Genomic DNA, 23,776 nt, shown 5'->3' with positions numbered 1-23,776 from the left:
CAAACATTTCAAAATAACTACTTGGCTTAACGCAGTCATTGCACTGATTTTATACTTTCTTAACTTAGAACAAAAGCGGAAGCTCCCGATAGAAATGTAGCAACTGGAGCGCATCAACGGAGATAAAGGAATCAAGGAGTGCTTGCGAGTCGATGATGACTTATCGTAGGAATTCGTGAAGTCGCCTCGTTTCTGGGCGCGACTCAAAGCGCCCATATTTATCAACATGTAATTTTCTAAACTATAAAAAAACTCTCCTTCAGATAAAGGGGAGTCTCACTTTGTTCTGTATATCCGCATCCCCGGCAAATAAGCCAGAGACTGCTTGCATTTTAAGCTAAAGATACTACCTTATGGTAACATCCATATATTCATCATGATTCAGCTATTTTTGCACCAAATGGACTTGGGTTTAGTGACAGTGGTTTTATTCCTGCTTTTTCCCACATCTCCATTAGTTGCTGCGCTTGTTCTTGTGAGGGCATAAAAGCAATTCCACAATCGCCCCCCCCTGCGCCGGAAGGTTTACCAGCACCTCCACAAGCTTCTGCCAAGTCACATAGTTTAGAAAGAAGAGGTGTTTCAATAGCTATTTTTGCATGTTGTCCAACCGTTGCCAACGCGTGTCGATTTTGCTTAACACCATCGAACAGGGATTCTACATTATTCTGCTTCATTCCGGTTAAAATCTTCGAAACCGCCTTTTCACTTTCCGAGAGAAAATGGTTAAATTGTGTCAAATTATCCGATTTCAATTGTAAAATCTTATCGACAAGTTTCGGTGTGGATGCAGGGCTACCTGTCCAACCAATACACATATAGACATTTTTCGGCAATTGAACCGGCTCTAACGAAAAATATATCCAGTCACATTGCAAAAGTTCAGTTAGAGATTTAGCATCTTTATGAGCTTTTCTTAACCATTCTGCTTGAAAAGAGGAATATTCAAGAAAACCTCCATATGAAGATGCCGCTACATCAGCACCCGATCCATTTCCTTGTGTAATAACATGTGAGATCGATGCAAGTTTGAATATTAGTTCAGCAGTAGGGTCAAATGGGAGGAATTGTTTTAAAATAGCAGCAATAACTGAGGTTACTACAGCAGCACTAGAGCCTAGCCCATATTTTACACCAGATTCATCATCTAGCTCACTATTGATAGTTAGTTGAAAAGGTGCTGGTGAAATTTGTTTTTCATTCAAATAAGTGATGGCAATTGTCATAGCTTCTTCTACAAAACGGGTTCGCGGATCATCAGAGGCAATGACAGCTTTCCCATCGCTATATTTCCATGATAGATTCGTTAATTGAAAATCCATTAAACTAATCTTGTTAGTATCCTTTAGCTGGATTGTCGTAAATACATAACGATCAACAGCCATTACAACCAAATGGTTATTTGGTTGTAATACGGCAAACTCTCCAGCCATCATTAATTTTCCTGGTACTTTTATAGTCATTGATGTTTGTGACAAATCGTTCAACCCCTACAAATAGGTTACTCCTTGACCCGGTTTACTTAATCGTATATCTGATACACCAGGTAAATTTATAAGTGTCTGTTCGACATTTTTTTCATGCTCAGGTAAATAGAGAACTTTAACATTTGGTCCTGCATCAATTGTAAAATAAGCTGGAATACCTTGAGCACGCATTTCTTGAATTGTTTGCATGACGGCTAGTGTAGTATCATGCCAGTAAGTAAATGGCGGATTAGCACCTAAAGTTGTTGCATGCATTTTCAAGCAATTCGCTTCAGCAATTTCCCCGACTTTTTGAAAATCACGATCTTGAATGCCATGTTTAATCTGTGTTAAATCATTTGGGATACTATCAATCCACCCTTGGAAAAATGGCGACGTCTCTACCGTCCGCTTCATACCTGTACGACTTGACACCTTTTTCTTGGTAGATGATAACACTACCGCGGCGACTCGGATATCCCAATGGTCAGCTGGTGCGATCGGTACAGCATATGAATCTGAACCGTCTTCTTTCGTTCCCATTTCCCATTCCGCAAAGCCTCCATATATAGAACGACAAGCAGATCCAGAGCCCTGACGTGTTAATTGAGAAAGCTCTTGATTGGTTAAATTCAATCCAATTGCTTTCGTACCAGCAGCAGCCAATGCAGCAAAACCAGATGCTGATGAAGCAAAGCCTGCCGCAGTCGGAACATCGTTTACCGATTCAACATCTGCATAAATGTGCTTCCCTGCCATTTTTCTTATCAGTTCAAGAAATGCTGTAACACGATTATACTGATCACCCGCTATCAGTTGGTTATCTAATTTAAATCGATCTTCAGAAAGAGAATCATCAAACGCTACGGTTGTTGTTGTATAAAAGCCGTCTAAGGTAAGTGATAGGCTATTATTTGTTGGTAGTATAATGGATTCATTTCGCTTTCCCCAGTATTTAATTAAGGCAATATTTGTATGTGCCTTAGCAGTTGCTTTCATGCATGAGTCTCCTTCTATGCTATTATTTGTCCTTATTTCCTTTTAGAACAAATGGCCAAACAGCATGAGCGCCAAATTTTCTTAATTTATCAGCGAGCTGTCTGGAGTGTACCTCATTTTGGGCAAGAGCAATAATGCAACCTCCATTACCGCCACCTGTTAGTTTCGCACCTAATGCTCCTTCTTTTCGGGCAAAATTAATTAAGCGGTTTAAGCCAGCATCACTTACTCCTAACGCCTCTAGTTCTTTTTGAGCTTCATTTAACATATGTCCCAAAATATGTTTACCCTTTTTTTCCAACGCTTGCTTTGCATGATGTGTTAATTTACCAATGCGCTCCAATTTACGATGAATTTTCTTTGGAGCCATCTTTACTAGATGAGCAACGGATTCAACAGCCAAACGAGTATCGCCGATCCGTCCGGAATCCGCGACTACAAAATGAAAATCATCACTTAGTTCTATAAAGTCAATAGGATGCTCTTTTTCATACCAAACAGGGGATTGGGATGTAATTGTCAACGTGTCAATACCACTTGGAGCACCGTGTGCAAAGGTTTCTGCTATATTAGCCAATCGTAATAAATCCTCATCCGTATAGTCCTCATTAAAATAAGCAAATAATGAACGGACTACCGAAATAGCCACTGAAGCACTTGACCCAAGTCCTTTTCCAGGTGGAATAGAGGATTTAATGCGAATTAACAAGTCCTGACAAGGCATATTTAAATACTCTAAGGTTCCTTGAATACATTGCACAATACCATGTAATGATTCTGGTGCCAACGTAAGTGGACCATGGTAGAAAGTAGTATCAATTTTCACTGTACCTGGTACTTGTTCCACAACGGACTCTACACCTACTAATGGAAACGGAATAGCAATGGCAGGTTGTCCGTGTACAACTGCATGCTCTCCGATTAAAATTAGTTTACTATGAGCTATTCCAATAGCTGTTTTTTCTGTTGTTGTTGCCTTTTCTGCACTCATTTTGTATATTCTTCCACCAATTCTTTAGCTTTTCCGACACGGATTTCCTTCATTTCTACTAATTTCTCAGATACGATATCGATCAACTCCCCAGTAGCTCCTGCTGCAATAGCAACAGAACGAGAATGTAAAGCCATATGGCCTTTTTGTATACCATCTGTAACTAATGCTTTTAGCGCACCTAGATTCTGTGCCAAACCAACGGCTACTATTACCTGTGCTAGTTCTTGGGCAGATTCAACATTTAAGATATTATGGGCAATTTTTGCAATAGGATGAACACGAATAGATCCTCCTACCGTTCCTACTGACATTGGCAATTCTAAGTCACCGACAAGGTTTCCAGACTTATCAACCGACCACGTTGTCATTGAACCATATTGGCCATTCCGAGACGCATAAGCATGAGCACCAGCTTCGACAGCCCGCCAATCATTTCCGGTTGCAATTACAATTGGATCGATACCGTTCATAATTCCTTTATTATGCGTTACTGCTCGGTAGGGATCAGAAGCAGCAAACTCATAAGCGCTTACTATACCATCTCTTACTACCTCACCAGAAAAATCACCAGTTCTTAAAAGCTCAGGAGGAATAACACACTTTGCGCGTGCTAAGCATTTATCCGCAAAATTAGACAAAATACGCAAATAAACTTTGCCCTGTGTTAATTCTTCAACCATCGGAGCTAACGATTCAACCATGGTATTTATAATATTCGCTCCCATTGCATCACATGTATTAATATATAAATGCAATATAAGCATTTGCTGATAAGCTGAGTTGGATTCTTCATTTAGTATGCGTACTTCAAGGTCTTCTGCACCACCGCCTCTTGCCACAATACTTGGGTAAGCAGCATTAGCATTTTCAATTAGTACATCTTTCTTTGCTACCAATTTATCTTTAGCTTGTTGCAAATCTGGGCATCCAACAACCTGAATTTGTCCGATCATGACTCTATCTGTTGCTTCAGTTGTAAAACCTCCTGCTTCTCTCACTACTTTCCCAATATGGCTAGCAGAAGCAACAACAGAAGGTTCTTCAATCGCCATTGGTACTACATATTCTTTCCCATTAATTAAGAAATTCAATCCTAATCCTAACGGAAGGGGAAAAGTACCAATTACGTTTTCAATCATCTTATCAGCTGTATCAGGGGATAACGCTTCCTTCTCAGCTAAGGTATTTATATCTTGATCTGTCAACCCATGCATGTCTCTCAGCAAATCTCTGCGTTCTTCCACCGACTTCTTATAAAAACCAGGAATTCTGGAGGTCTCCATTGCCTATCATCCTTTTAATTGTTGTATATAGAAATTCGTACGGAATAAATTATTATCAGGCATTATCTATAGTAAAATTATATCACGATTGTACCATTTTTCATTAGAAAATGTTGTCTCCCTTTAAGGACATTCACTCAAGAAAACATGATATCATAATACCATGCTATGTATAAAAAAATAACTGTTACTATTATGTAAAAAATCACTCTAAAATGCAAATAAACAAGGCTGCTACATTCCATAACGACCTTGTTTATCCCACCTTTTATATGACGTTTCTATACTATTAATATAAATGAGCCATGGAGGATTCGAACCTCCGACCCTCTGATTAAAAGTCAGATGCTCTACCGACTGAGCTAATGGCTCGTGTTGAAAATAATAATTTATACGTTAAGCTTTAGCTTGACAAAAAATGGTGCTCGTCGTGTTGAATGACAACTCGCTGATGCCACACTCCTCGCAGGCCTGCATCTAGTAGTTAATTCGCTGATGCTTGCGGCCAGCTAATGGCTCGTGTTGAAAAATTCATTCATCAAAAAAATAGGGCTCTTCCCAAAAAAAGACCCATAAATAAAAAAATGGCTGGGCTACCAGGATTCGAACCTGGGGTACACGGGATCAAAACCCGATGCCTTACCGCTTGGCTATAGCCCAACAATAAAAATGGTGGAGGGGGGCAGATTCGAACTGCCGAACCCTGAGGGAGCGGATTTACAGTCCGCCGCGTTTAGCCACTTCGCTACCCCTCCATATTGTTAACTATATATTATAATTTATTCATGGTTTGTAAAAAATGGTGCCGGCCAGAGGACTTGAACCCCCAACCTACTGATTACAAGTCAGTTGCTCTACCAGTTGAGCTAGGCCGGCTTTATGGTGGAGGATGCAGGGCTCGAACCTGCGACCCCTTGCTTGTAAGGCAAGTGCTCTCCCAGCTGAGCTAATCCTCCAAAACCACTCGTATATTAAAATAATATTGGTGACCCGTACGGGATTCGAACCCGTGTTACCGCCGTGAAAGGGCGGTGTCTTAACCACTTGACCAACGGGCCAAACATTTATTTGGCATATGTTACAACGAATTTTGTTAAACTCTGTCGTAAACCAACGAATTTTATTATACCCAGATATGAATGGTTTGTAAAGGGGGAATTTAATTTTTTTTATTTTTTCGTTTCAACCCCTACAAGATCAAAGGTTTGATGCAATTTATTACGAAGTGTCCTATGATACAATAGATAAGACTTTCTTTCAATTTATGGGATAGGTTATAATGTACAAAAGAATTATTATGGAGGTACTTTGATGACGAATTTATTAGAAGGAAAAAACATTGTTATCATGGGTGTTGCAAGTGAACGAAGCATCGCATGGGGAATAACATCATCCTTACATAAAGCAGGAGCAAATCTAATATTTACATATAGACAAGATCGTTCTTACAAGAAATTGACAAAGCTTCTTGATAAGCATGATATTACAGCTAAGTTGATTGTATCCTGTGATGTAGCTAATGACGAGAGTATTACTGAAGCTTTTTCTACCATAAAAGAAAAGATTGGAACCATTCATGGAATCGTTCATTCAGTAGCCTTTGCTAACAGAGAGGAATTACAAGGTGAGTATGCAGACACATCACGAGATGGCTTTTTACTAGCTCAGGAAATTAGTGCTTATTCCTTAGTAGCTGTAACAAAAGCCGCAAAGGACCTAATGACAGAGGGTGGAAGTATTGTTACACAAACTTATCTTGGTGCAGAAAGGGTTATTCCAAACTATAATGTTATGGGTGTTGCCAAGGCCTCTCTAGAAGCAAGCGTGCGATATTTAGCTGAAGATATGGGTAAATATGGTGTTCGAGTTAATGCAGTATCTGCCGGACCAATTCGTACACTATCAGCCAAAGGAGTGTCTGGTTTCAACGAAAAATTAGGGATGATCGAAGAAAAAGCTCCTCTTCGAAAAAATGTGGATCAGGATCAAGTTGGAGATGCTACACTATTCTTTATGAGTGAACTTTCCCGAGGTATTACCGGAGAAGTTCTTCATGTTGATTCTGGATACCATATTATTGGCGGTTAGTAGTGGGACGTGCATTCGTGTACGTCCTTTGTTTATGTCAAAAGAAAAATTATTAACAATCACCCTATAGACATGGTCATTTACCTTCTAAACGAACACCGATGGCTAGGCTACTATATCAAACTTATTCCTACCTGTTAGCTTGAATTACTTCTATAGCCACCCTATCACGTTCCATACTTTCGTTAATTCATCATAACGCTATGTCATTTGTATTCTTTCTCTCAAGCTTCTCATAATTTTAGTTGTAAGCAATATAGGCATTTGTCACACTTTCCATACCTTTTCATAAGATATGATGTGAATAACTTTAAATATATGGAGTTGAGAAAAGCTTATGGTAACTTCTTACATGGATTACACGAAGCCTGACGTGGAATATTTCTCGGATTTAAATACGAATCGATTATTTACAAGGAATTCCGAGAATTATATTAACCGGTTAGGAAGAGATGTATTAAATACATTAAGTAATGTATCGATACTTGATATCTATTTAAGCAAGGGTCATGTTGTTGAGCCACATTATCATCAAAACGCAGCAGAATTGGTGTATTGTATTAGTGGTTCAGCTGTCGTTTCCTTTATGAACCCTTTCAATAACGAAGTTAAAAATATACCAATCACACCAGGCCAAGTTGCAAATATACCTCAGGGATGGTGGCATTGGGAAGAAGCGTCAGAGAACAACACACATTTACTAGCCATTTTTGACGCGCCATATCCTGAATATATCTTAGGGTCAGATATCTTGACAAAAACTCCTGTAGACGTTATAGCTCATACGTATTGCTTAGATCCAGAAGCATGGAAAGAGGCCGTTGCACCGATAAAAAACGAAACCATTATTATTGGACCAACGGATGAATGTAGTCGCAAATCAAAAAATAACAACCAAGGTTATACTTCAGTTCATTATCCAAACATGCCGCTACCACACCCTTATAATCCGATGCAATATGTATACAGCCATCCCCACCCTGGCTATTATCCTGGCTACAATTGTTAAGGAAACTTCCAACTCTATTCAAAAAATAACAAAGAAAGCCTTACCATTAGACAAGTACTATGAATTCTTCTTCCTCTTAATTTAATTATAGTAGATTTTCTTAAACATAAATATTTTAAAAAGGTATTAATGGAAAAATTAGTACGAACTGAGGATTGTTTTTAAGTTAATAGTAATTTTAATTATACTATGTGAATTGGTATATTTTGGCTTAGATATCGGGAGCTCATAAGCATCATATTGGTTTCCAATTTCCATATTAACTTTTTGAACATAAATATGTAGCTAGTAATGTGCATAAAAGGAAAACTGGGTTCGATCATAAGCACCTTGACAGACTAACAGAGGCGCCCAACCCTATATAAAGTGAAACTTCAATCAGTGAGGGTTTTACTGTCAGTTATATGCGGGATAAAATTTCTATGGTGGAGGTTTAAAGCAATTAAGCAAAAAATAAAACTGCTAGAGAAATACTTGAAGGTTTTGATCTTTATTTTGAATAAGCAAAAGTTAAAGATCCTCCCTCACAGTGAGGTGAACCCCAAAGGTTAATCTTTTTTATCTAGTAACCTTTGGGGATTCAACACCCTTAGCGGATTTTTTATTTCGTATAATACCTTACATAGGTTGGATTTGCAGTAATATACAATCCGCTCTTAATTTGATACATATAACCTCCATCTACTGGGAACTTGTCCCTAATGACAGTAAAGACTTCCCCTTGATTTACTATAACTGCCTTATCATTCCAATTTGCCGTATTATAAGTCCATAATGAATCAACAACTACTTCAATATATCCTTGCCCATCATTTACATCTTTAAGGGTAAGACCTAATGCACTTGCTAAACCTTCTGCATGACCACGAGCAATTTTATTTAGGAAAGCATCCGACTTCAATGCTGCTGCATCTGCAGCATTGTCAATAAAACCATTCTCCGTAAGCACAGCTGGCATAGCAGATTCTCTTACCATGTGGAAGTTTGCTTCCTTCTTTCCACGATCCCTAAACTCTGTTTCATTCACAATGGCATTATGCACAATAGCACGTAATCGATTCGTTTCAGCCTTGCCTGAATAGCTACCATTGTAAGTGTAGGATTCGAATCCAGTACCTCCACCTGCATTAATATGAACAGAAACGAGATAATCTGCCCCCCAGCTATTAGCCATATTCGTACGTTGTGATAAGGATAATGTTTGATCCGTTGTCCGCGAAAGCATAACCGAATGTCCTTCATAATCACTGTTTAAAATATCACGTAGCTTTAAAGCAATGGCCAACGTAACATCCTTCTCCTGTAATCCATTTCCAGTTGCTCCTGGATCACTACCACCATGTCCTGCATCAATAAAAATTTTTGTCATAAAAAATTCCTCCTTCATTATTTTTATATTAAAAAAGCGACTTGCCCGTTTGGACTAGCCGCTTGACTATCTTGTCAGATTAGATTGCTGTAATACTTTCCTTTGTTCATTACCTTTTGACGTAATATAGTTATTTTTAAACCAAGCCCATGTACTTGCTGTAGCAGTAAATATAATAGAGATTGCTTCGCCCCACGTCTCCATTGTTCCAGGTATAGGGTTTAGATTAGCAATTATCAAAAATTGATTAAGCAACGCCAATGCCAATACTAGCGTACGAATGATCGTGCCTTTGTCCACATCATTACCTCCTTTAATTTGCTAAATAATTCAATAAAAAAACCGCTATGGAAATGACCAGTGCCAACCATGACGGTAAATACCTAAACGCATTTTCTCTTTGTTTCACGATTCTCTCTACGTCCTCTTTGCTTGCTTTTGAAGTTAAATCTCTTTTCATATCATAAATATCTTTTTCATTCTCTTCAGCCCTTGTATCAGCACGTTTCGCAACATCATATGTTTCATTTATCTTATTCTTCATATCTAACAGACTATCTAGCTTTCCATTCTGTTCCGCAAGTGATACTTTTACCTCCATAAGCACCGTCATGAATTCTTTCATGTCTTCCACTTCTTTAGCTTGTCCCATATAGCCTCCTTCTTCTCCGCTAATTTCACTTACTTAGATTCTGTGTTTCACATGCGATTAAAATAGTAATCCAAATTCTTTTATGTTTAACATTGACTTATTTATTGTTTAATTCATTCTCATATTTTTCTAATTTCTGCTCTAGCTCTTCTGCATAACGGATTACTGCCTTTTTCGCGACAAATTCACTTGCCAATTGCATCTCTAACTCTGAAATCTTCTCTGCCAACTTAGTCTGAACGTCTATAGAATTGTAGTTAATGGGTTTCACTTTTACCGCTCCTATTCAATTAAATCTTCTCTTCCCTTTTCCTCTAATAATTCAGCAACTTCCGTTTTTAATAAAGTCGGAACATCAAAGAATTTCCATTTCCCACGTATTATATATTTTGTAAACAACTCAACCAATATTTTCTCACCCCTACTTCAATACTATTTTAGCTAGCTCCATAATGGCTATTGCGTTTAATTCTACATCAGATAAATCATTTTGTTGCTTATTAACTAATTTCTCTCTATAATTTATCTCTTCATCATTCAAACTCTCTACCCACTCTTCTTTTATAAAATCCCAGCGTGGCTGCCACAGTCTGTTATCTTTATTTGGTGGTACTAGGTTATGTGCATTTGGAGTTGCATCAAATTCCCCATAAATACAATCAATTTCGAATCCATCTTCATCAACGACTATATACATTTTATTCATATTACTTTTCCCCCAAGAATGAAATTCCACTTAATGAAACAAAACCATTATTACCTCTTAATATCCTAATGTCTCCATTTGGATAGATATATACAAGATTTGACTGAATGCTAGCATCTCCCGTTGTAAAAACTTCTACCTTATTCGGTCGACATCCTACAGGTAATATTGCTAATGTATACTCTCCTACTAATCCATCTTTTATTAAACCTGATAAATGTACCCAACCATCTGCTGACTTGGATACTCTTGCGTTTTGATAACTACCGCTGTAATTACGCCATCCATTTCTTAAAGATAAGAATGCATGTAATTCCTTATCAATACTCTCCAAGAAGACTGCCTTTCCGCTGAAGTAAGCATTATTAGCTACAGATAAATCCCCTGTATTTAAATGCTTTGCTTTAGTAGTACCAGTCATCATCGAAAAGGTTTGAGTTTCAGGAAAATAGATCGCTGGGTAATCATAAGGAACTACTTGTACACCGTCACATAGACACTTAGCGCTATTGGTATCATTATTCAAAAACAATCTTGCTCTTATTTGACCTGTTTCCTCAGGCAGTTCACCCTTAAATGAAACACATACCCGTTGCCAATTATATTTATTATTATGATTAATAGTATAGCTAGTAGTTGCTAGATCTTTTATCCAATATCCTTCGCTAGATACTGCTTGTAATCTTAGTGAAACTGTTACATCAAAGGTTGTATGTTCATAAGGAGCAACGAAGGAAGAGAAACTTAAAGCTTTTGTTTGTTGAAATTGAGCTGGTGGTTCAAAATAATAATCCCAAATACCATACGTTAATCCTCGTAAGACTGCTGATTGTTGACCAAATAAGGTAGTTACACTATTTGACTGGGACTGAACAATCATAGCAGTACTAGGGTTAGTATTGGTCCATTGTCTAACTTTTCCCACTATAGCACTTTGATCAACACTAAACACATTTCCCCAATTACCAATCGATTCAATTAAACTATCTAACTTTACCAATTCAAAGGAATGGTCATATATTAAATTAGTATTTTCCCTTATAATTGATTCTATATTTGAATTTGTGTCACGCAGCTTGAAGTTTCCATCTTTAACTGTAACTCCAGAATTATCTATTGTTGTCACAGCATTATTTATCTTATTATTAATACTATCTACTGAACTTTGTGTGGCCTTGTCATTAATCTCAGATTGAGTAGTACTATCCAAATCAGAAAAATTTATTTGACCTTTAAAATTAACTTTTTCTGCTTCAATCGCAATTTCCGAAGCTGACTGATTTATTAATGAAGCAATATGCTCACCATTATAATCTTCTTGAGATACTTTCGAGGCTATTTTCCCCGCTTGAATACTCAGTTGAGATTCTGAATTAGTTATTCTTTCTTCTAAGCTTTCTACCACGGTGCTATTTGCTTTAAATATTAATTCACTATTTATTCCATCAATGTTGATTTCCGCCTGATTTAGTCTAGTTTCCAATTCTGTAACTGATTCAGATTCAGCCTTTAGTTCTACCTCTCCTGCAATTGTAGAAATTTCAGATTCAGCTGAATTAATCCTGTCGTTTATAGTATCTAGCTCGATTTTTGTTGCCTTAAAACTCAGTTCGTTATATGCCTGAGTAATATCTGTTTGTGCTTTTGATAAAGTGTCACCCACATTTCTAAGTTCATTCTCTATATTTTCAACATTAACTATGATTGGGTCCATTGTATTGTTAGTATATTTATATAGTTCGTCTTTTGTTTTATTAGATACAGTATTCGCATATTCTTTCACATCCGTTTTTATTGCCTCATCTTTTTCCTCAATTTGCAATTTATTATAAGTATATTCATACAATTGATGAAAACTTAACTTATTCCTTATTTCAGCTTTAAGATCTTCCCAACTATTACTTATTTCCTCTTCGGAATACTCAATATAATCTCCTAACTCTACCTGCTTATTAGATTTATTAACAATATCCCTATCCAATTGATAAATTCGAGATTGTAAGTACAGAGGAGGCTCAAAATGGGTATCTTTTATAAAAATAGTGTCACCGAAACGAATTATTTTATTTTTCATTCCTGCAATTTCTTCTAGGTCTTTAATTCCTCCTTTATATTCCACTGAAGAATTTATCCTTTTTTTTAGTTCTTCCTCTGTTAGATCCATTAATTGGTTCTTATCAATATTCTTGTCAGTATTTTGAGGTTCAAATACCTCAACAATATGCTGACCATTCCTCCCCCATCGATCTAGAGCATCTTTATCTTCTACAAATACTTTTAGTTGCGTTCCGTCTTCTTTTTTGGGACCTAATCCATAAAGTGCCGTTACTATTTTGTCTGATTTCTCTATTCGATTTAATTCTAATAAATCGTTACTAAATTTAACTACCCTCCCATTAAAATTACCGACTTGCTCAACCATATCCACATATCTACCAATAACAGCATTTTCATCACGGTCGATACGAAAATTCAGCTCTAACTCAAATTCCTTTGCAATCCGTTTCAAATATAATAATGGATTAATATATTTATCAAATTCAATATCCTTGATACCATTAAAAGTAATATTTCCTGGTTGCCATTCAGTACCTGATAAGGCTAACTTAGCATGCTTCTCAGCTGATTCAGCACTTGTTTTGTGTGGGTTAATGATCTTGGCTGTTTTAAGCGTAAGATAACTTGCACTCGAAAACACCTGAACTCTATTTGTTATTCTATTAACTTCCGTTTCTAAAATAATAAATTCTCTTAGTTCTCCATCCTCTCCAGGAATAATAATCATATTTCTTTTTGACAAATACGAGGAGTACCCTCTATCTGCAAATGTTTCAAAACTAAATGTTTCTAAGTTATCTATTAATGATCTACGATGATTATTAGAGATAATATCCTTAAAGCTAATATGGCCTAAGATCTCTTCACTTTTAGCACTCTCAATAAATATCATAGGCATTAGGCACCCCTCCTACTTATAACGCTCTCGATAGTAACCACTAACATTAAACTTGTTATGAGGAAGTAAAATCAACTGATTTTTTCCTTTAGATAACTTAAAGAATTCAACACCTAAATCAGTCAATAATTCTTCTCTATATTCTCCATTAATATACACTTCTTCAAATTCATGATTAAAAGTAATCGTATCGCCTTGATCTGCTATATATGGAATTCCATCAGTTTGCTGGTTTATTTTAAAAATATTTAATGAATGAACACCCATTGACGGTGTTAGATGATTTTTATATTCACCAACATGAACAACTACCTGTGCAACGGTTCGATCGAAAACACCCTGTGAATCGACCCAGTTAGCAAACCTCCTTGTATGATGTCTTCCAGTAGTAGTATCCACTTTAGCAAAATATGCCTTCCAATGATTAGCTACTCGTTCAATTCTTATGTGCCCAACGAAATCATTCCAATTTCCCATCTTATCTCCATACTCACTTATGAGGAAATAATTATTATCATTATCTCCTGCTCTTGCTTCTCCCCAAGATAAAGCTTGACCAACCATTGTATCTTTCATTGCGATTTTTGCAACTTGATTTCCATTAACATCCAGAAGATAAACTTCAACTCTACCTACATTACTAGGATTACGCTCGTTAAGAAAACTAACAAATGTTGTTAGTCTAAAATCAGAAATTGGTTCTGACAAACTCGTCTTTATTGCTGGTCCATGCCAGCTTGAGCCTTTACCATAATCAGATGCCTGAAACCTAGTCCCATCAGTTTCCATACTACCAGTTATATTGCCGTTGATTTCACCTGGAGAAGCTATTGACCATCCTGATAGAGTATCACCATCTGAATACAATAATCGCTCATATTTTTCGAAAGGTTCTTGATCCTCTATATTTACTGGTTTACCAATCATCATATAATCTCCGTTTTGATTTTGAATCATGGCAAATGTTATTGGAGAAAGTACTTCCAACTGGAATATTGGGCTTGTATCAACTGTACCATCATTTACAACTGTTGCTACATTATCAGTAAAGTTGATTTGTTGTTCTGGACCATATTTAAAAGGATCAGAGCATAAGAAGATTAAGTTTCCAATAACACTATTCGTTTCTTCTTCTGGTACCTCATTTGTTTGTAATGTTGCATAAAAAACAGCGTCTTCATCTGTAAAAGCGAGTTCTTTCTTTGAACCGTCTAATAAAGAATTAAGTCGATTATAACGCTGCCTAAATCCTTCTTTCGTTTGATCAATGAGCTTATATTTAATAGTTATTTCTCTTATATCAAAAGTTGGATTACTATACTCATTTGTTCCATCTAACCCAGGTACATCAATGGTATTAATTCGCTGATTTAAATTTGATCGACCACTTACTGTTAATGTTACAAAACTACCTGTATCATCACTTAACTCCTTATCTAGATTATTACCATTGAATAATGTTTGAAGTGAAGTTACATTTTGAATTGTGTTAGTATCAGTTGGATTAACAAATTTATACATAAAACACCACCTCTATTCAAAATTCTTTTTTATTAATCTCTGCCGTCCTTGTACTTTCGTTATGTCCTCTACAAAAGCACTAAATTGTTGTCCACCGATAGCTACATTTACATGTGCTGGCTGTTTATGAACCCATTCATTTGTCATATGATTTTCCATCCTTTGATTGGCCGCTCGATTTACATTACTAATCTGTCCTGAGATATTTGGCATAGAAAATTGTGGATTGAACGAATCCTGCACCTTGTCTGAAACAGCAACTGCAGAATCGACTACCTTCTTAGACATATGATCGATACCCATAGCAAACCCAGCCATCGTATCATCACCAATAGTTCTAAATAAACGAGATGGTGACTTAATTCCCAAAAAGCTTAATACACCGTTTACCGCTTTCTTTGCTGCATCAAGAGCTGCTGTTGCTACACCTGTTGCTTTTTCCTTAATACCATTAATTAATCCCATAATGAGATCCTTACCAGCTGAAACCATTCTTCCAGCCAGCTCTAGTACTTTTCCTGGCATTTTTGCAATTTGTGTTCCTACTTCTACAACTGCTGCTGCAAGCTTTGTTCTAACCGCTTGAAATACTTCTTGAAATTTTTGTCGCACTGCTGATACTATTTCCTGAGCCTTTGTCATAGCATTTGTCACCATTGTAATAAACCCTTGGACTACCGCATTTTTGGCATTAGACATTAACGATGAAATCGTGTCTTTAATTTGAGTGAATTTATTTTTTATCATCTGCCAGATTTCTGTAGCTTTCATAACAACAAACGACTTCATAATCTCCCATACATTAGAAAACATAGATTTTATTGTTTCCCAGGCACCAGACCAATCGCCTGTAATCACCTTCATAATCGTTGTAATTACGCCTTTAATGATCTCCATAGCAATCGTTATAGTTGTTTTTATGACGTTCCAAACATTCGTAATTGCAGTTGAAATGAGCTGCCATGCTGTTGTTAAATAAGGGAGTAAAAACCCAATAACCGTAGTTATGACGGTACGAATAGCTGACCAAATTGTCTTAAATGTCTGCATTATCAAGGCTTGATTCTCTATCCACCAGGTCGTCAAGGAACCCCATATAGTCATTACAAATCCAACTATCTCCTGAATAATAGGCATCATAAATGCCTTAATAGATTCCCAAACTCCAATTACAATATCCCTAAAAGTCTCACTGGTACTCCATAAATACAAAAACGTGGCTGCTAATAAGGTAATTAATGTAATAACTAAAACAAACGGGTTGTTGAGTAAAGTGGTAAATAACCCACTAAATATGGACTGTAGCTCCTGCATCATTGGCATAAACCCTGTTACAGCAGAAGATATCGTATTTAAAGTATTAGCTGTTCCACCAAGAACACCCAGAAATGGCTCAAGAACAGATTGCACTTGTGTAATCCCTTCTGATACACCTGGTATAAACGAAAGTGATTGTTCCATTTCAGATAGTTGAGTTACTACTGGATCAATAGTTTCTTGTAGTGTAGTAAATGATCCACTAACATCCTTTAATGTACCCATGTCTGTCATAAAACTTTCCATGTACGATTTAGGATTTTCCATAGATTTTTCTCACCCCTTTTTAGAATTAACTTGTTTTGCAATAGTTGCCATACGCTTCATTTGATTGTTTAAACGTATTTTCGGCTTTCTCAACTCCTTCAAATATTTTTCATAATTGAAGAAGTCTTTAAATCGCTTATAAATAGGAACCTGTTTTTTACCTTGTTCTTTTGTTAGCGTCACTTGATGGTTCAACCAAGCCTGCTTATGCATGTTATATTCTCTATCTATTTGCTGTAACTGAAATGCATGTAGTCTTAATAAATATTCCCGTAACGTTAGAACTTCAATGTGATAGAGACTGGTAAAAGCCAAGTATCGAAAGCAATTTATAATAATTTCCTCATATGTTTGTTCCGAATCTACTATTTGTTCACTTTTGCTGTCTTCTGAAAATGTTTGATTGTGTCCTTCATGACCGGCGACTTTCCCAATTCATCTTTCAATGAAAGAAAAAGGTCATGTAATCCATCATTCTCCTGCGCATAATTTTCAATAGCTATTTCTATCTGCTGATTCGTTGGTGGTGTAGCTAAATATGAAGTAGCTGCCTTCATTACAGAATGTATAACCACTGGATTAAATTGCTGTAGGTTCATAAATGCCATATTTACGCCCATACCAAATTTCATTCCTTGGTAATCCACCTCATATTCCTTATCTAGTTCACGAATAAATTTAATTCCAAATTTTAAATCATGTTTTTTTCCATTAATTACAAATTCCATTATTTTTCCACCTTCCATGTGTTTGAATTTATTGATAAAAATAGCATATGAATTCACCTATTATGACGAATTCATATGCTTCATCTTATACGTTTTTATTCTCCAATTGGTGCTTCGACTGTCGTATCCTGGAAAGCGTACTGTACTGCAGCTTGCTGCTCATCTGTCAACGTAGCTTCACCAAATTGTGGCTCCATTTCTACTGTAAAGTTACTAGATATTGTAGCATTTTCTTCAGCATTTGCCGGGTCTTCCCAAGAATCTAAATAACCTTGAGCATAGATAGCTGGATACTTATTATCTGGTGTTTTTAATTCCTCATCTACTGTTACTTCCCATAGTTCAAGCTTTTGTCCTTTAATAACAGATTGGCGAAGCATATCACCTACTGGATCACCTATTGCCTGAATTGCTTCAATGCTAACTTCTGACTCTAATTCTCCAACATTAATTAAGGAACCATCCTTTGTTATAATCCTTTCTAACTCACGAGAGTAGCTAAACGTATGTTCTGTTTGAAATACTAACTTTGCTGCTTCTTCACTTTGATTTTCTAGCAAACGAAATAATAATATTTTGTTTTTTCCTTCTTGCATTTTAATTTGATTATCTGCCATTTTGTTCCCTCCGAATTTAAATAAAATAGTAAGTACTTCCTCTCCTACTTCCTTAATGCAACTACAAACCACTATTCATCTTCTCTTGAATTTCACCTCCTTTTTCTTCACTACCATTTCAATAAAAAAAGCCCTAAACACGCATTGGCGCATTCACGACTTTTTAATATCTATCGATAGCTAAGAAATGTTTAGTTTTACGTCATTTCGGACATGCATCTGTGAGAAATCGTTGTTGATTTATCTTGCTTGACTCTAGTCTACATCAAGCTATTCTAACTTGTCATTTACTGAGAAGAGTGTGTAAACTGTGAAATTTTGTCTACAATTGATTCTTTAATGTTATAAATATGCCTTCTTGAAAGTCCCATATGCTGACTTATAGCACTTATTGTCATCCCATCAAGCATGCATTCTAAAACCGTAGCCTCTCTAGGGTCTTTGATAGCTGGCAATCTTTCTTGAATAAATAACACTTTCTTCTCTAGTTTAACAATCCAAGAACTCTTCTTATCCCGCCTTATTACTTCCTGTGCTACTGGATCGCTTACGGTTCCCTGTACTTTTGGGAGTGATGATTCTATCCCTGAAGGAGCTACCAACCTTGTACCAATATCCTCATTTAAAAGCTTACGTTGTCGATTTATTTCTTTAATCATCCAATGATAATCTTTTAACGTACTCTCGATTTGTTCCTTGTTCATGGAAGCCCGCCCCCTTTTCAAATAAAAGCTGCGCATAATTACTTCTTGATATTGGTGATAGTGGACCGGTTCGCTTATCTCGCCTATATTCATTGACTACCCATTTAACACAATTGTTGTTCCTTACACTCCTATTTTTGTTTGAACACATGTTACTTCCTCCCAGCCATTCATTTTTAATTAATAGAACATGTGTTCTTATCATACATTGCTATATTAGAAATGTCAAAAAAAGTATTTCTGTTTAAGAAATGAATTGTTTCTTTTTTGGAAATTATGATATGATTTAGTTGCTGATATAGAAAGTGGTGTTTACGTTGAATATAGGAAAAAGAATTATTGAGTTAAGGGAAAGTAGAAATTGGAGTCAACGCGAACTTGCCAAACGTGTTCATTTAAATGTGAGTGTTATGAACAGAATTGAACTAGGAGATAGACCGATCAAAGATCATGAATTGGATCGGTTGGCAACTGTATTATCTAGTACAACAGATTATTTACTAGGGCGATCTGATGATCCTAGGCTTTCGGAAGAAGAAGCGTTTGCAGCCTTTCGTAATGACCCATCTTTAGAGAGATGGTATAAAGAATTACCAAAAAATAAAGAAGAAGACCTCCGTAGACTTAAAAGAATCTGGGAGGCCTTTAAAGAAGAGGATCAGACATGATTTTTTAGTTCATCATATTTTAATTGAGTATGAGCATTATTAATTGGTAAGCTTTAGTTACATGGTCACTAAATATACCCTTTTCTGATTCCACATATACATGAAATATACTAGGTGTACAACATTGTGCACCATCTATTTTACACCAAAAAACGAACATACATTCTATTAAGGGGGCTACTATGTATTTATATTCAAGGACAGAAGACTACATCCAACATTTATTAGCAAAAATTAACATAAAGATCCCTACTGAGCTAAGAATCGAGAATATATCTAACTCCTTAAAAATACCCGTATACTTTTGGGAATTTAGCAGCGAAACTGTGTACAAGAATGGTAAATGCATTATTTTTTTAAATGCCACTAATAACGAACAAGTTCAATGGCAGGAATTTGCCCATGAAATAGCACATAACCTATGGCATGCTGGTCGTCAGGAATATTTACCTCAAGCCTTCATTGAACTGCAAGAGTGGCAAGCAAATTATTTTAGCTACCACTTATGTGTACCTACGTTCATGCTACAACGCATTCCTAAGGCATCCCCATATCAAATTATGCACCTATTCAATGTAGAATACGAGTTTGCATGCAAGCGATTAGAGATGTATAAAAATAAATTTATATAAAAATTGCAAAAAAACATGCTTCCCCAAACAGCTATTGGGATGCATGTTTTTTTTATTTATTGATCGTTTCTACTTTGTCTGAAGAGCCTACCATTTTAATTTTCACATTTACATTCACACGAATATTACTTTGGGAGTAATAATTTTCTCCTTTCTCCCAATCGTCTTTGACCGTATTCCAGAAATCATAATGTCGCCGATACAGCTTGTCACCAATCCCCAGCACATCCACTTTTAAGTCTTTTTGCACCTTGTTGATAGTTCTTTCAACCAGTGCCCGCACCTTTCGCTCTGTTGCCGCTTTCACCTTATTTATATAGCTTTTACTAAATACACTAGTAAGTCCATATCTCTCACCAATATTCCCTTTAACATCAATATTTATATCGACCTGTAAGTTTTCCTTTTTCTTATTTTTAAAGTATATATCTTGTTTAACATCTGTTAGTTCTATGACAACCATATGTCCATTTACCTTGATTTTTATCGGTCCATTTTGTTTCGTATCAGTCAAAAAGCTTAGCCCCATGGTTTCATCATCAGATAAGGAGTATATCATGTGATTGGTATCACCTTGAAATACAGCAGCTCCTTTGTACTTAACGGAATGATCGTTAACAATCTGTAATTCTGGAATCGTGTAGCTGTTTTTACTTAGCAGTAACTCTTGAACTTGTCCTATATGAACTGGCTGTAGTGAGCTTGCATTTTTATAGTTGTTCTCCATCAAAGACTCAATATATAATGCAGGTACTTTTTCATCTATGGGTAGGATATTTAACGCCTCTTTTGCTTTTCCTTCTACTATGACAAGTCTTATCCCTCTACGCATTTCATGATCGCGAATATGAACATCTAGTATATTTCCAAATAGATGTGGTTCTCTAACGATGTCTTCTGAAACAACTAATACCTTCATATGTTGGAAAAAAGGAGTCTTGCTTGATAATGTCGACATTTCTCGGGTAATCTCAAAAATACTTTCGCCCGTTGCAGTTATATTTTTATATGCTTTTTGCTCACCACTACCTCCCTGTAAAGGAGACCCTAATCCAGAGGGGACAACCATTTGGTTGGTAAGCATTAGTTCAAACGTACCATCTTCTTTTTTTTCAACTAGATCAATCGCTGAACCAACGGTAAAGCCTCGATTCTCAATCTCCACGCGGTCCCAGCATCCCGTTAAAAACAAGCACATACTCAAGCTAATAAAAATATAGAGATAATATTTCTTCATTTGCTTCCCTTCCAATTGTCAATCGCCAAATAGTGATGTATCGAACTGTCGATGATGGTACCTATAATTTTCTCTTATTTGTTTATACTGCAACCTTTTAATTATCCTAATTCATACATTTTAATTCCAATGTTTGGAACAATACTAAAAACACCTTTTGTTTATGGAGGCTTATTATGTCCACTATCGAATTAGTACTAAGATTAGCTGTTTCCTTTACTATCTTACTTGCATTAACAAGAATTATGGGAAGAAAAGAAATTTCTAAGCTTACCTTCTTTAACTTTGTCTCTGCTATTTCAATCGGTACATTAGCTGCTTCATTTGCAGTTGACCCTACACTCAGTCTATTCCATGGAATATTATCATTACTATGCTGGAGTGCTTTTACCATATTTCTTGGTTTTTTAGATATAAAATCACAACGCGTTCGTTACGTTATTGAAGGGGAACCAATTATTCTTATTCGAAAAGGAGAAATTGTGGAGGATGAGCTTCGGAAAAGTAGATTAGATATTGACGATTTAAACCTTTTATTGAGGAAGAAAAACGTTTTCGCTGTCTCGGATGTCGAATATGCAATATTTGAAACAGATGGCAGTCTATCCGTCATGAAGAAAGAGGCGAAACAATCGTTAACCAAAAAAGATATGAACATTCCTCCAGCCACGAATAGCATTCCACCTACCTCAACGACTGTAATTGCTGACGGAAAGATTAATACAAATAACTTAATTGCCTTAAACCTAAATAAGCATTGGTTAGAAAAGCAACTTCAATTAAGGGGAGTACCTTCCATATCGGATGTCTTTTATGCTGAAATTCAACAAAATGGCGCACTATATATTGCTAGTAAAAAGTAAATTTAATCAATCCAGGCATCAATAATACTTTCTATAGGTAAATATTGGCCTGCCACTTTTATATACCTGTTCTGTCTATCAATACTGACTACTTTCCCTTTAGCTTTATAAAAATCGTGATTCAAAAAATACTTTAAATCGATGGTTAGCTCATTTTTCACTGCCATTTGCAGCTTCAAGTTAATTTCCTCTTGTTTTTGTTCATCTATAATAGGTTTTTGTTTGCGCTCTTGTTCTTGCCATGTTTGCTTCAATAACTCTATATGCTCCGGCATCATCATTGCGGTCCATTTAATACTTCCTCGATCATTTACACTCATTACGCACCCACTGGTGCTATTATGATTGTTTTAGACTTGCAATTTATGAGTGATAGAGAATATAGCCATCGCTTTAAGTATATTAAAGATAAAGTTACTAATTTGAAATATATAGGTATTCAAAGAGAGGAGAAGGAAATTTAATGGTGATTCTAGTTTATGATGGAGAATGCAACTTTTGTAGTAACTTTATTAAATTTCTTTTAAAAATAAACAAGAACAAATCGCTAAGGATTACAAGTTTTAATAGCAAATGGTACAATGATTTTAAAATGGAAAACCAAATTAGAGATAACGTGGATAGCATAATATTAATTAATTCTAATAAAATGTATATATACTCAGATGCAATTCTCCACGTAATAGCTCAAGCAAATAAATTATTTTTTCCGATACTTATATTAAAAATAGTACCAAAACCGATAAGAAACTTTTTCTATAAATTAGTTGCTAAATATAGGAAGAGAATAAGTAAACAAATTAAATGTACTTTACCAACTCAAAGTGAAAGAAAATATTTTCTTTAAAGAAAGGATGTCTACATGAGTCGTAAAATAATTATTTTAATTATTATACTGTCTTTGAATATCATTCGGTACTTTTTCGAATACCTCGATGACACTTCAAATATATATTATGGAATAATGTTACTTTTAAATATAATGGCTATTTGCTTTGTTATATTCTCTAAAAACAAAGATATAGCTTAAAATTCTATATAATCAGATTAAAATGGGAATGATACAAGAATAACCCAAAATAGTTCCGAAGCGTATTTTTTGTGCTTTTCGTTGGTACAATCCCTATCAAAAATAAATATCATTCGTATCAAATTCGTATCAAAAATAAGAACACCACTAATAAAAAAGTGGTGTTCTTTTATTTAAACCCTTGCATCTCAAGGTTTATAGGAAAGCTTCCAAGCGGACTTGAACCGCTGACCCCCACCTTACCATGGTGGTGCTCTACCGACTGAGCTATGGAAGCATAAAATGGCTCCACAGGTAGGATTCGAACCTACGACCGATCGGTTAACAGCCGATAGCTCTACCACTGAGCTACTGTGGAATAGGATAGATCAATAATTAAGCTAGGTACACAGTATTACCTTTTATCATACCATAAAAAATATACATGTAAATATAGTAATAGTATTACTTATAAATAAGTATAAAAAAATGCCTGGCGGCGTCCTACTCTTGCAGGGGCAAAGCCCCAACTACCATCGGCGCTGGAGAGCTTAACTTCTGTGTTCGGCATGGGAACAGGTGTGACCTCTCCGCCATTGCTACCAGACATTTCTTAATTCGATAAATCAACATCTGCTCGGAACCATTCCTTGCTTGATGCTTTCTCATATCTACAGGCGGATACATTACT

Annotated in this window: 25 protein-coding genes, 8 tRNA genes and 1 rRNA gene; 6 read left to right on the top strand and 28 right to left on the bottom strand. The window is 36.0% G+C overall.

The window, feature by feature from the left end:
* Positions 1 to 374: 374 nt before the first annotated feature.
* The 10 genes from JUJ52_RS18640 to JUJ52_RS18595 form a co-directional block, all read right to left on the bottom strand.
* Positions 375 to 1,478 carry a phosphomevalonate kinase gene (locus JUJ52_RS18640; protein WP_026681908.1) on the bottom strand — a complete coding sequence of 368 codons (1,104 nt, stop codon included), beginning with the start codon at positions 1,476 to 1,478 and terminating at the stop codon, positions 375 to 377.
* Between the two features lie 12 nt (positions 1,479 to 1,490).
* Entirely contained in the window at positions 1,491 to 2,465 is a 975-nt protein-coding gene (mvaD, locus tag JUJ52_RS18635; RefSeq protein WP_026681907.1) for a diphosphomevalonate decarboxylase, read from the bottom strand.
* Between the two features lie 22 nt (positions 2,466 to 2,487).
* A complete protein-coding gene (gene mvk, locus JUJ52_RS18630) occupies positions 2,488 to 3,456 on the bottom strand; it encodes a mevalonate kinase (protein WP_121604328.1) in 969 nt (322 codons plus the stop codon).
* Positions 3,453 to 4,742, bottom strand: a complete 1,290-nt coding sequence (locus tag JUJ52_RS18625) for a hydroxymethylglutaryl-CoA reductase, degradative (protein WP_166530870.1) — start codon at positions 4,740 to 4,742, stop codon at positions 3,453 to 3,455. Before JUJ52_RS18625 ends, mvk begins: the two co-directional genes overlap by 4 nt.
* 299 nt (positions 4,743 to 5,041) lie before the next feature.
* Positions 5,042 to 5,114 (bottom strand) — tRNA-Lys (locus JUJ52_RS18620).
* 213 nt (positions 5,115 to 5,327) lie between these two features.
* Positions 5,328 to 5,402 (bottom strand) — tRNA-Gln (locus tag JUJ52_RS18615).
* 10 nt (positions 5,403 to 5,412) lie between these two features.
* A tRNA-Tyr gene (locus JUJ52_RS18610) sits at positions 5,413 to 5,497 on the bottom strand.
* A 45-nt stretch (positions 5,498 to 5,542) separates the two neighbouring features.
* Positions 5,543 to 5,618 (bottom strand) — tRNA-Thr (locus JUJ52_RS18605).
* A gap of 4 nt (positions 5,619 to 5,622) precedes the next feature.
* Positions 5,623 to 5,698 (bottom strand) — tRNA-Val (locus tag JUJ52_RS18600).
* Positions 5,699 to 5,725: 27 nt separating this feature from the next.
* Positions 5,726 to 5,800 (bottom strand) — tRNA-Glu (locus JUJ52_RS18595).
* A 253-nt stretch (positions 5,801 to 6,053) separates the two neighbouring features.
* Between JUJ52_RS18595 and fabI the strand changes: the two genes are divergently transcribed.
* Positions 6,054 to 6,830: an enoyl-ACP reductase FabI gene (gene fabI, locus JUJ52_RS18590; RefSeq protein ID WP_026681904.1), complete on the top strand. Its 777-nt coding sequence runs from the start codon at positions 6,054 to 6,056 to the stop codon at positions 6,828 to 6,830.
* A gap of 337 nt (positions 6,831 to 7,167) precedes the next feature.
* Positions 7,168 to 7,839, top strand: coding sequence for a cupin domain-containing protein (locus JUJ52_RS18585; RefSeq protein ID WP_026681903.1), 672 nt, complete (start codon positions 7,168 to 7,170; stop codon positions 7,837 to 7,839).
* Positions 7,840 to 8,440: 601 nt separating this feature from the next.
* Here JUJ52_RS18585 and JUJ52_RS18580 read toward each other — a convergent pair.
* The 13 genes from JUJ52_RS18580 to JUJ52_RS18525 form a co-directional block, all read right to left on the bottom strand.
* The gene (locus JUJ52_RS18580) at positions 8,441 to 9,208 is read right to left on the bottom strand and encodes an N-acetylmuramoyl-L-alanine amidase (RefSeq protein WP_026681902.1); all 768 of its coding nucleotides are present in this window, start codon (positions 9,206 to 9,208) and stop codon (positions 8,441 to 8,443) included.
* A gap of 66 nt (positions 9,209 to 9,274) precedes the next feature.
* Positions 9,275 to 9,508 carry a phage holin gene (locus JUJ52_RS18575; protein WP_026681901.1) on the bottom strand — a complete coding sequence of 78 codons (234 nt, stop codon included), beginning with the start codon at positions 9,506 to 9,508 and terminating at the stop codon, positions 9,275 to 9,277.
* A 13-nt stretch (positions 9,509 to 9,521) separates the two neighbouring features.
* On the bottom strand, positions 9,522 to 9,860 hold the full coding sequence (locus tag JUJ52_RS18570; RefSeq protein WP_228089103.1) for a hypothetical protein: 339 nt from the start codon (positions 9,858 to 9,860) through the stop codon (positions 9,522 to 9,524).
* Positions 9,861 to 9,957: 97 nt separating this feature from the next.
* Entirely contained in the window at positions 9,958 to 10,131 is a 174-nt protein-coding gene (locus tag JUJ52_RS18565) for a hypothetical protein (RefSeq protein WP_228089102.1), read from the bottom strand.
* 11 nt (positions 10,132 to 10,142) lie between these two features.
* Entirely contained in the window at positions 10,143 to 10,268 is a 126-nt protein-coding gene (locus tag JUJ52_RS23460; RefSeq protein ID WP_255637766.1) for a CD1375 family protein, read from the bottom strand.
* Between the two features lie 13 nt (positions 10,269 to 10,281).
* On the bottom strand, positions 10,282 to 10,566 hold the full coding sequence (locus tag JUJ52_RS18560) for a hypothetical protein (protein ID WP_228089101.1): 285 nt from the start codon (positions 10,564 to 10,566) through the stop codon (positions 10,282 to 10,284).
* 1 nt (position 10,567) lies between these two features.
* Positions 10,568 to 13,522, bottom strand: a complete 2,955-nt coding sequence (locus tag JUJ52_RS18555) for a phage tail spike protein (protein ID WP_228089100.1) — start codon at positions 13,520 to 13,522, stop codon at positions 10,568 to 10,570.
* A 12-nt stretch (positions 13,523 to 13,534) separates the two neighbouring features.
* Positions 13,535 to 15,043, bottom strand: a complete 1,509-nt coding sequence (locus JUJ52_RS18550; RefSeq protein WP_228089099.1) for a distal tail protein Dit — start codon at positions 15,041 to 15,043, stop codon at positions 13,535 to 13,537.
* A 12-nt stretch (positions 15,044 to 15,055) separates the two neighbouring features.
* The gene (locus tag JUJ52_RS18545; RefSeq protein WP_026681898.1) at positions 15,056 to 16,627 is read right to left on the bottom strand and encodes a phage tail protein; all 1,572 of its coding nucleotides are present in this window, start codon (positions 16,625 to 16,627) and stop codon (positions 15,056 to 15,058) included.
* Positions 16,628 to 16,636: 9 nt separating this feature from the next.
* Positions 16,637 to 16,840 (bottom strand): hypothetical protein, encoded by a 204-nt coding sequence (locus tag JUJ52_RS18540; protein WP_228089098.1) that lies wholly within the window; start codon positions 16,838 to 16,840, stop codon positions 16,637 to 16,639.
* Between the two features lie 152 nt (positions 16,841 to 16,992).
* Positions 16,993 to 17,355, bottom strand: a complete 363-nt coding sequence (locus tag JUJ52_RS18535; protein ID WP_026681896.1) for a tail assembly chaperone — start codon at positions 17,353 to 17,355, stop codon at positions 16,993 to 16,995.
* A 95-nt stretch (positions 17,356 to 17,450) separates the two neighbouring features.
* Complete coding sequence (locus JUJ52_RS18530) at positions 17,451 to 17,972, bottom strand: phage major tail protein, TP901-1 family (RefSeq protein ID WP_205389421.1); 522 nt, start codon at positions 17,970 to 17,972, stop codon at positions 17,451 to 17,453.
* A gap of 287 nt (positions 17,973 to 18,259) precedes the next feature.
* The gene (locus JUJ52_RS18525; protein WP_205389420.1) at positions 18,260 to 18,676 is read right to left on the bottom strand and encodes a helix-turn-helix transcriptional regulator; all 417 of its coding nucleotides are present in this window, start codon (positions 18,674 to 18,676) and stop codon (positions 18,260 to 18,262) included.
* A gap of 317 nt (positions 18,677 to 18,993) precedes the next feature.
* Between JUJ52_RS18525 and JUJ52_RS18520 the strand changes: the two genes are divergently transcribed.
* A complete protein-coding gene (locus JUJ52_RS18520) occupies positions 18,994 to 19,344 on the top strand; it encodes a helix-turn-helix domain-containing protein (protein ID WP_026681893.1) in 351 nt (116 codons plus the stop codon).
* A gap of 182 nt (positions 19,345 to 19,526) precedes the next feature.
* Positions 19,527 to 19,976: an ImmA/IrrE family metallo-endopeptidase gene (locus JUJ52_RS18515; RefSeq protein WP_034679274.1), complete on the top strand. Its 450-nt coding sequence runs from the start codon at positions 19,527 to 19,529 to the stop codon at positions 19,974 to 19,976.
* 52 nt (positions 19,977 to 20,028) lie between these two features.
* Here JUJ52_RS18515 and JUJ52_RS18510 read toward each other — a convergent pair whose 3' ends face one another.
* Positions 20,029 to 21,213 carry a Ger(x)C family spore germination protein gene (locus JUJ52_RS18510; RefSeq protein WP_205389419.1) on the bottom strand — a complete coding sequence of 395 codons (1,185 nt, stop codon included), beginning with the start codon at positions 21,211 to 21,213 and terminating at the stop codon, positions 20,029 to 20,031.
* Positions 21,214 to 21,389: 176 nt separating this feature from the next.
* Here JUJ52_RS18510 and JUJ52_RS18505 point away from each other — a divergent pair, with 176 nt between their 5' ends.
* Positions 21,390 to 22,076, top strand: coding sequence for a DUF421 domain-containing protein (locus JUJ52_RS18505; RefSeq protein WP_026682887.1), 687 nt, complete (start codon positions 21,390 to 21,392; stop codon positions 22,074 to 22,076).
* Positions 22,077 to 22,078: 2 nt separating this feature from the next.
* Here the strand turns inward: JUJ52_RS18505 and JUJ52_RS18500 are convergent, their stop codons facing one another.
* Positions 22,079 to 22,396 carry a YolD-like family protein gene (locus tag JUJ52_RS18500; RefSeq protein WP_034679767.1) on the bottom strand — a complete coding sequence of 106 codons (318 nt, stop codon included), beginning with the start codon at positions 22,394 to 22,396 and terminating at the stop codon, positions 22,079 to 22,081.
* Between the two features lie 143 nt (positions 22,397 to 22,539).
* Between JUJ52_RS18500 and JUJ52_RS23780 the strand changes: the two genes are divergently transcribed.
* The gene (locus tag JUJ52_RS23780; protein WP_026682884.1) at positions 22,540 to 22,923 is read left to right on the top strand and encodes a thiol-disulfide oxidoreductase DCC family protein; all 384 of its coding nucleotides are present in this window, start codon (positions 22,540 to 22,542) and stop codon (positions 22,921 to 22,923) included.
* Between the two features lie 387 nt (positions 22,924 to 23,310).
* On the opposite strand, the gene JUJ52_RS18495 is transcribed toward JUJ52_RS23780, so the two are convergent.
* The 3 genes from JUJ52_RS18495 to rrf form a co-directional block, all read right to left on the bottom strand.
* Positions 23,311 to 23,383: transfer RNA gene (locus JUJ52_RS18495), tRNA-Thr, on the bottom strand.
* 6 nt (positions 23,384 to 23,389) lie between these two features.
* Positions 23,390 to 23,464: transfer RNA gene (locus tag JUJ52_RS18490), tRNA-Asn, on the bottom strand.
* A 112-nt stretch (positions 23,465 to 23,576) separates the two neighbouring features.
* Positions 23,577 to 23,692, bottom strand: a 5S ribosomal RNA gene (gene rrf, locus JUJ52_RS18485).
* Between the last annotated feature and the right edge of the window lie 84 nt (positions 23,693 to 23,776).

This window comes from Virgibacillus sp. AGTR, assembly GCF_016919725.2.
In the GTDB taxonomy this organism is placed as follows: Bacteria; Bacillota; Bacilli; order Bacillales; family Amphibacillaceae; genus Virgibacillus; species Virgibacillus salarius.
The sequence above is the reverse complement of the archived record's forward strand: the minus strand, read 5'-3'. Positions and strand labels throughout refer to the sequence as shown.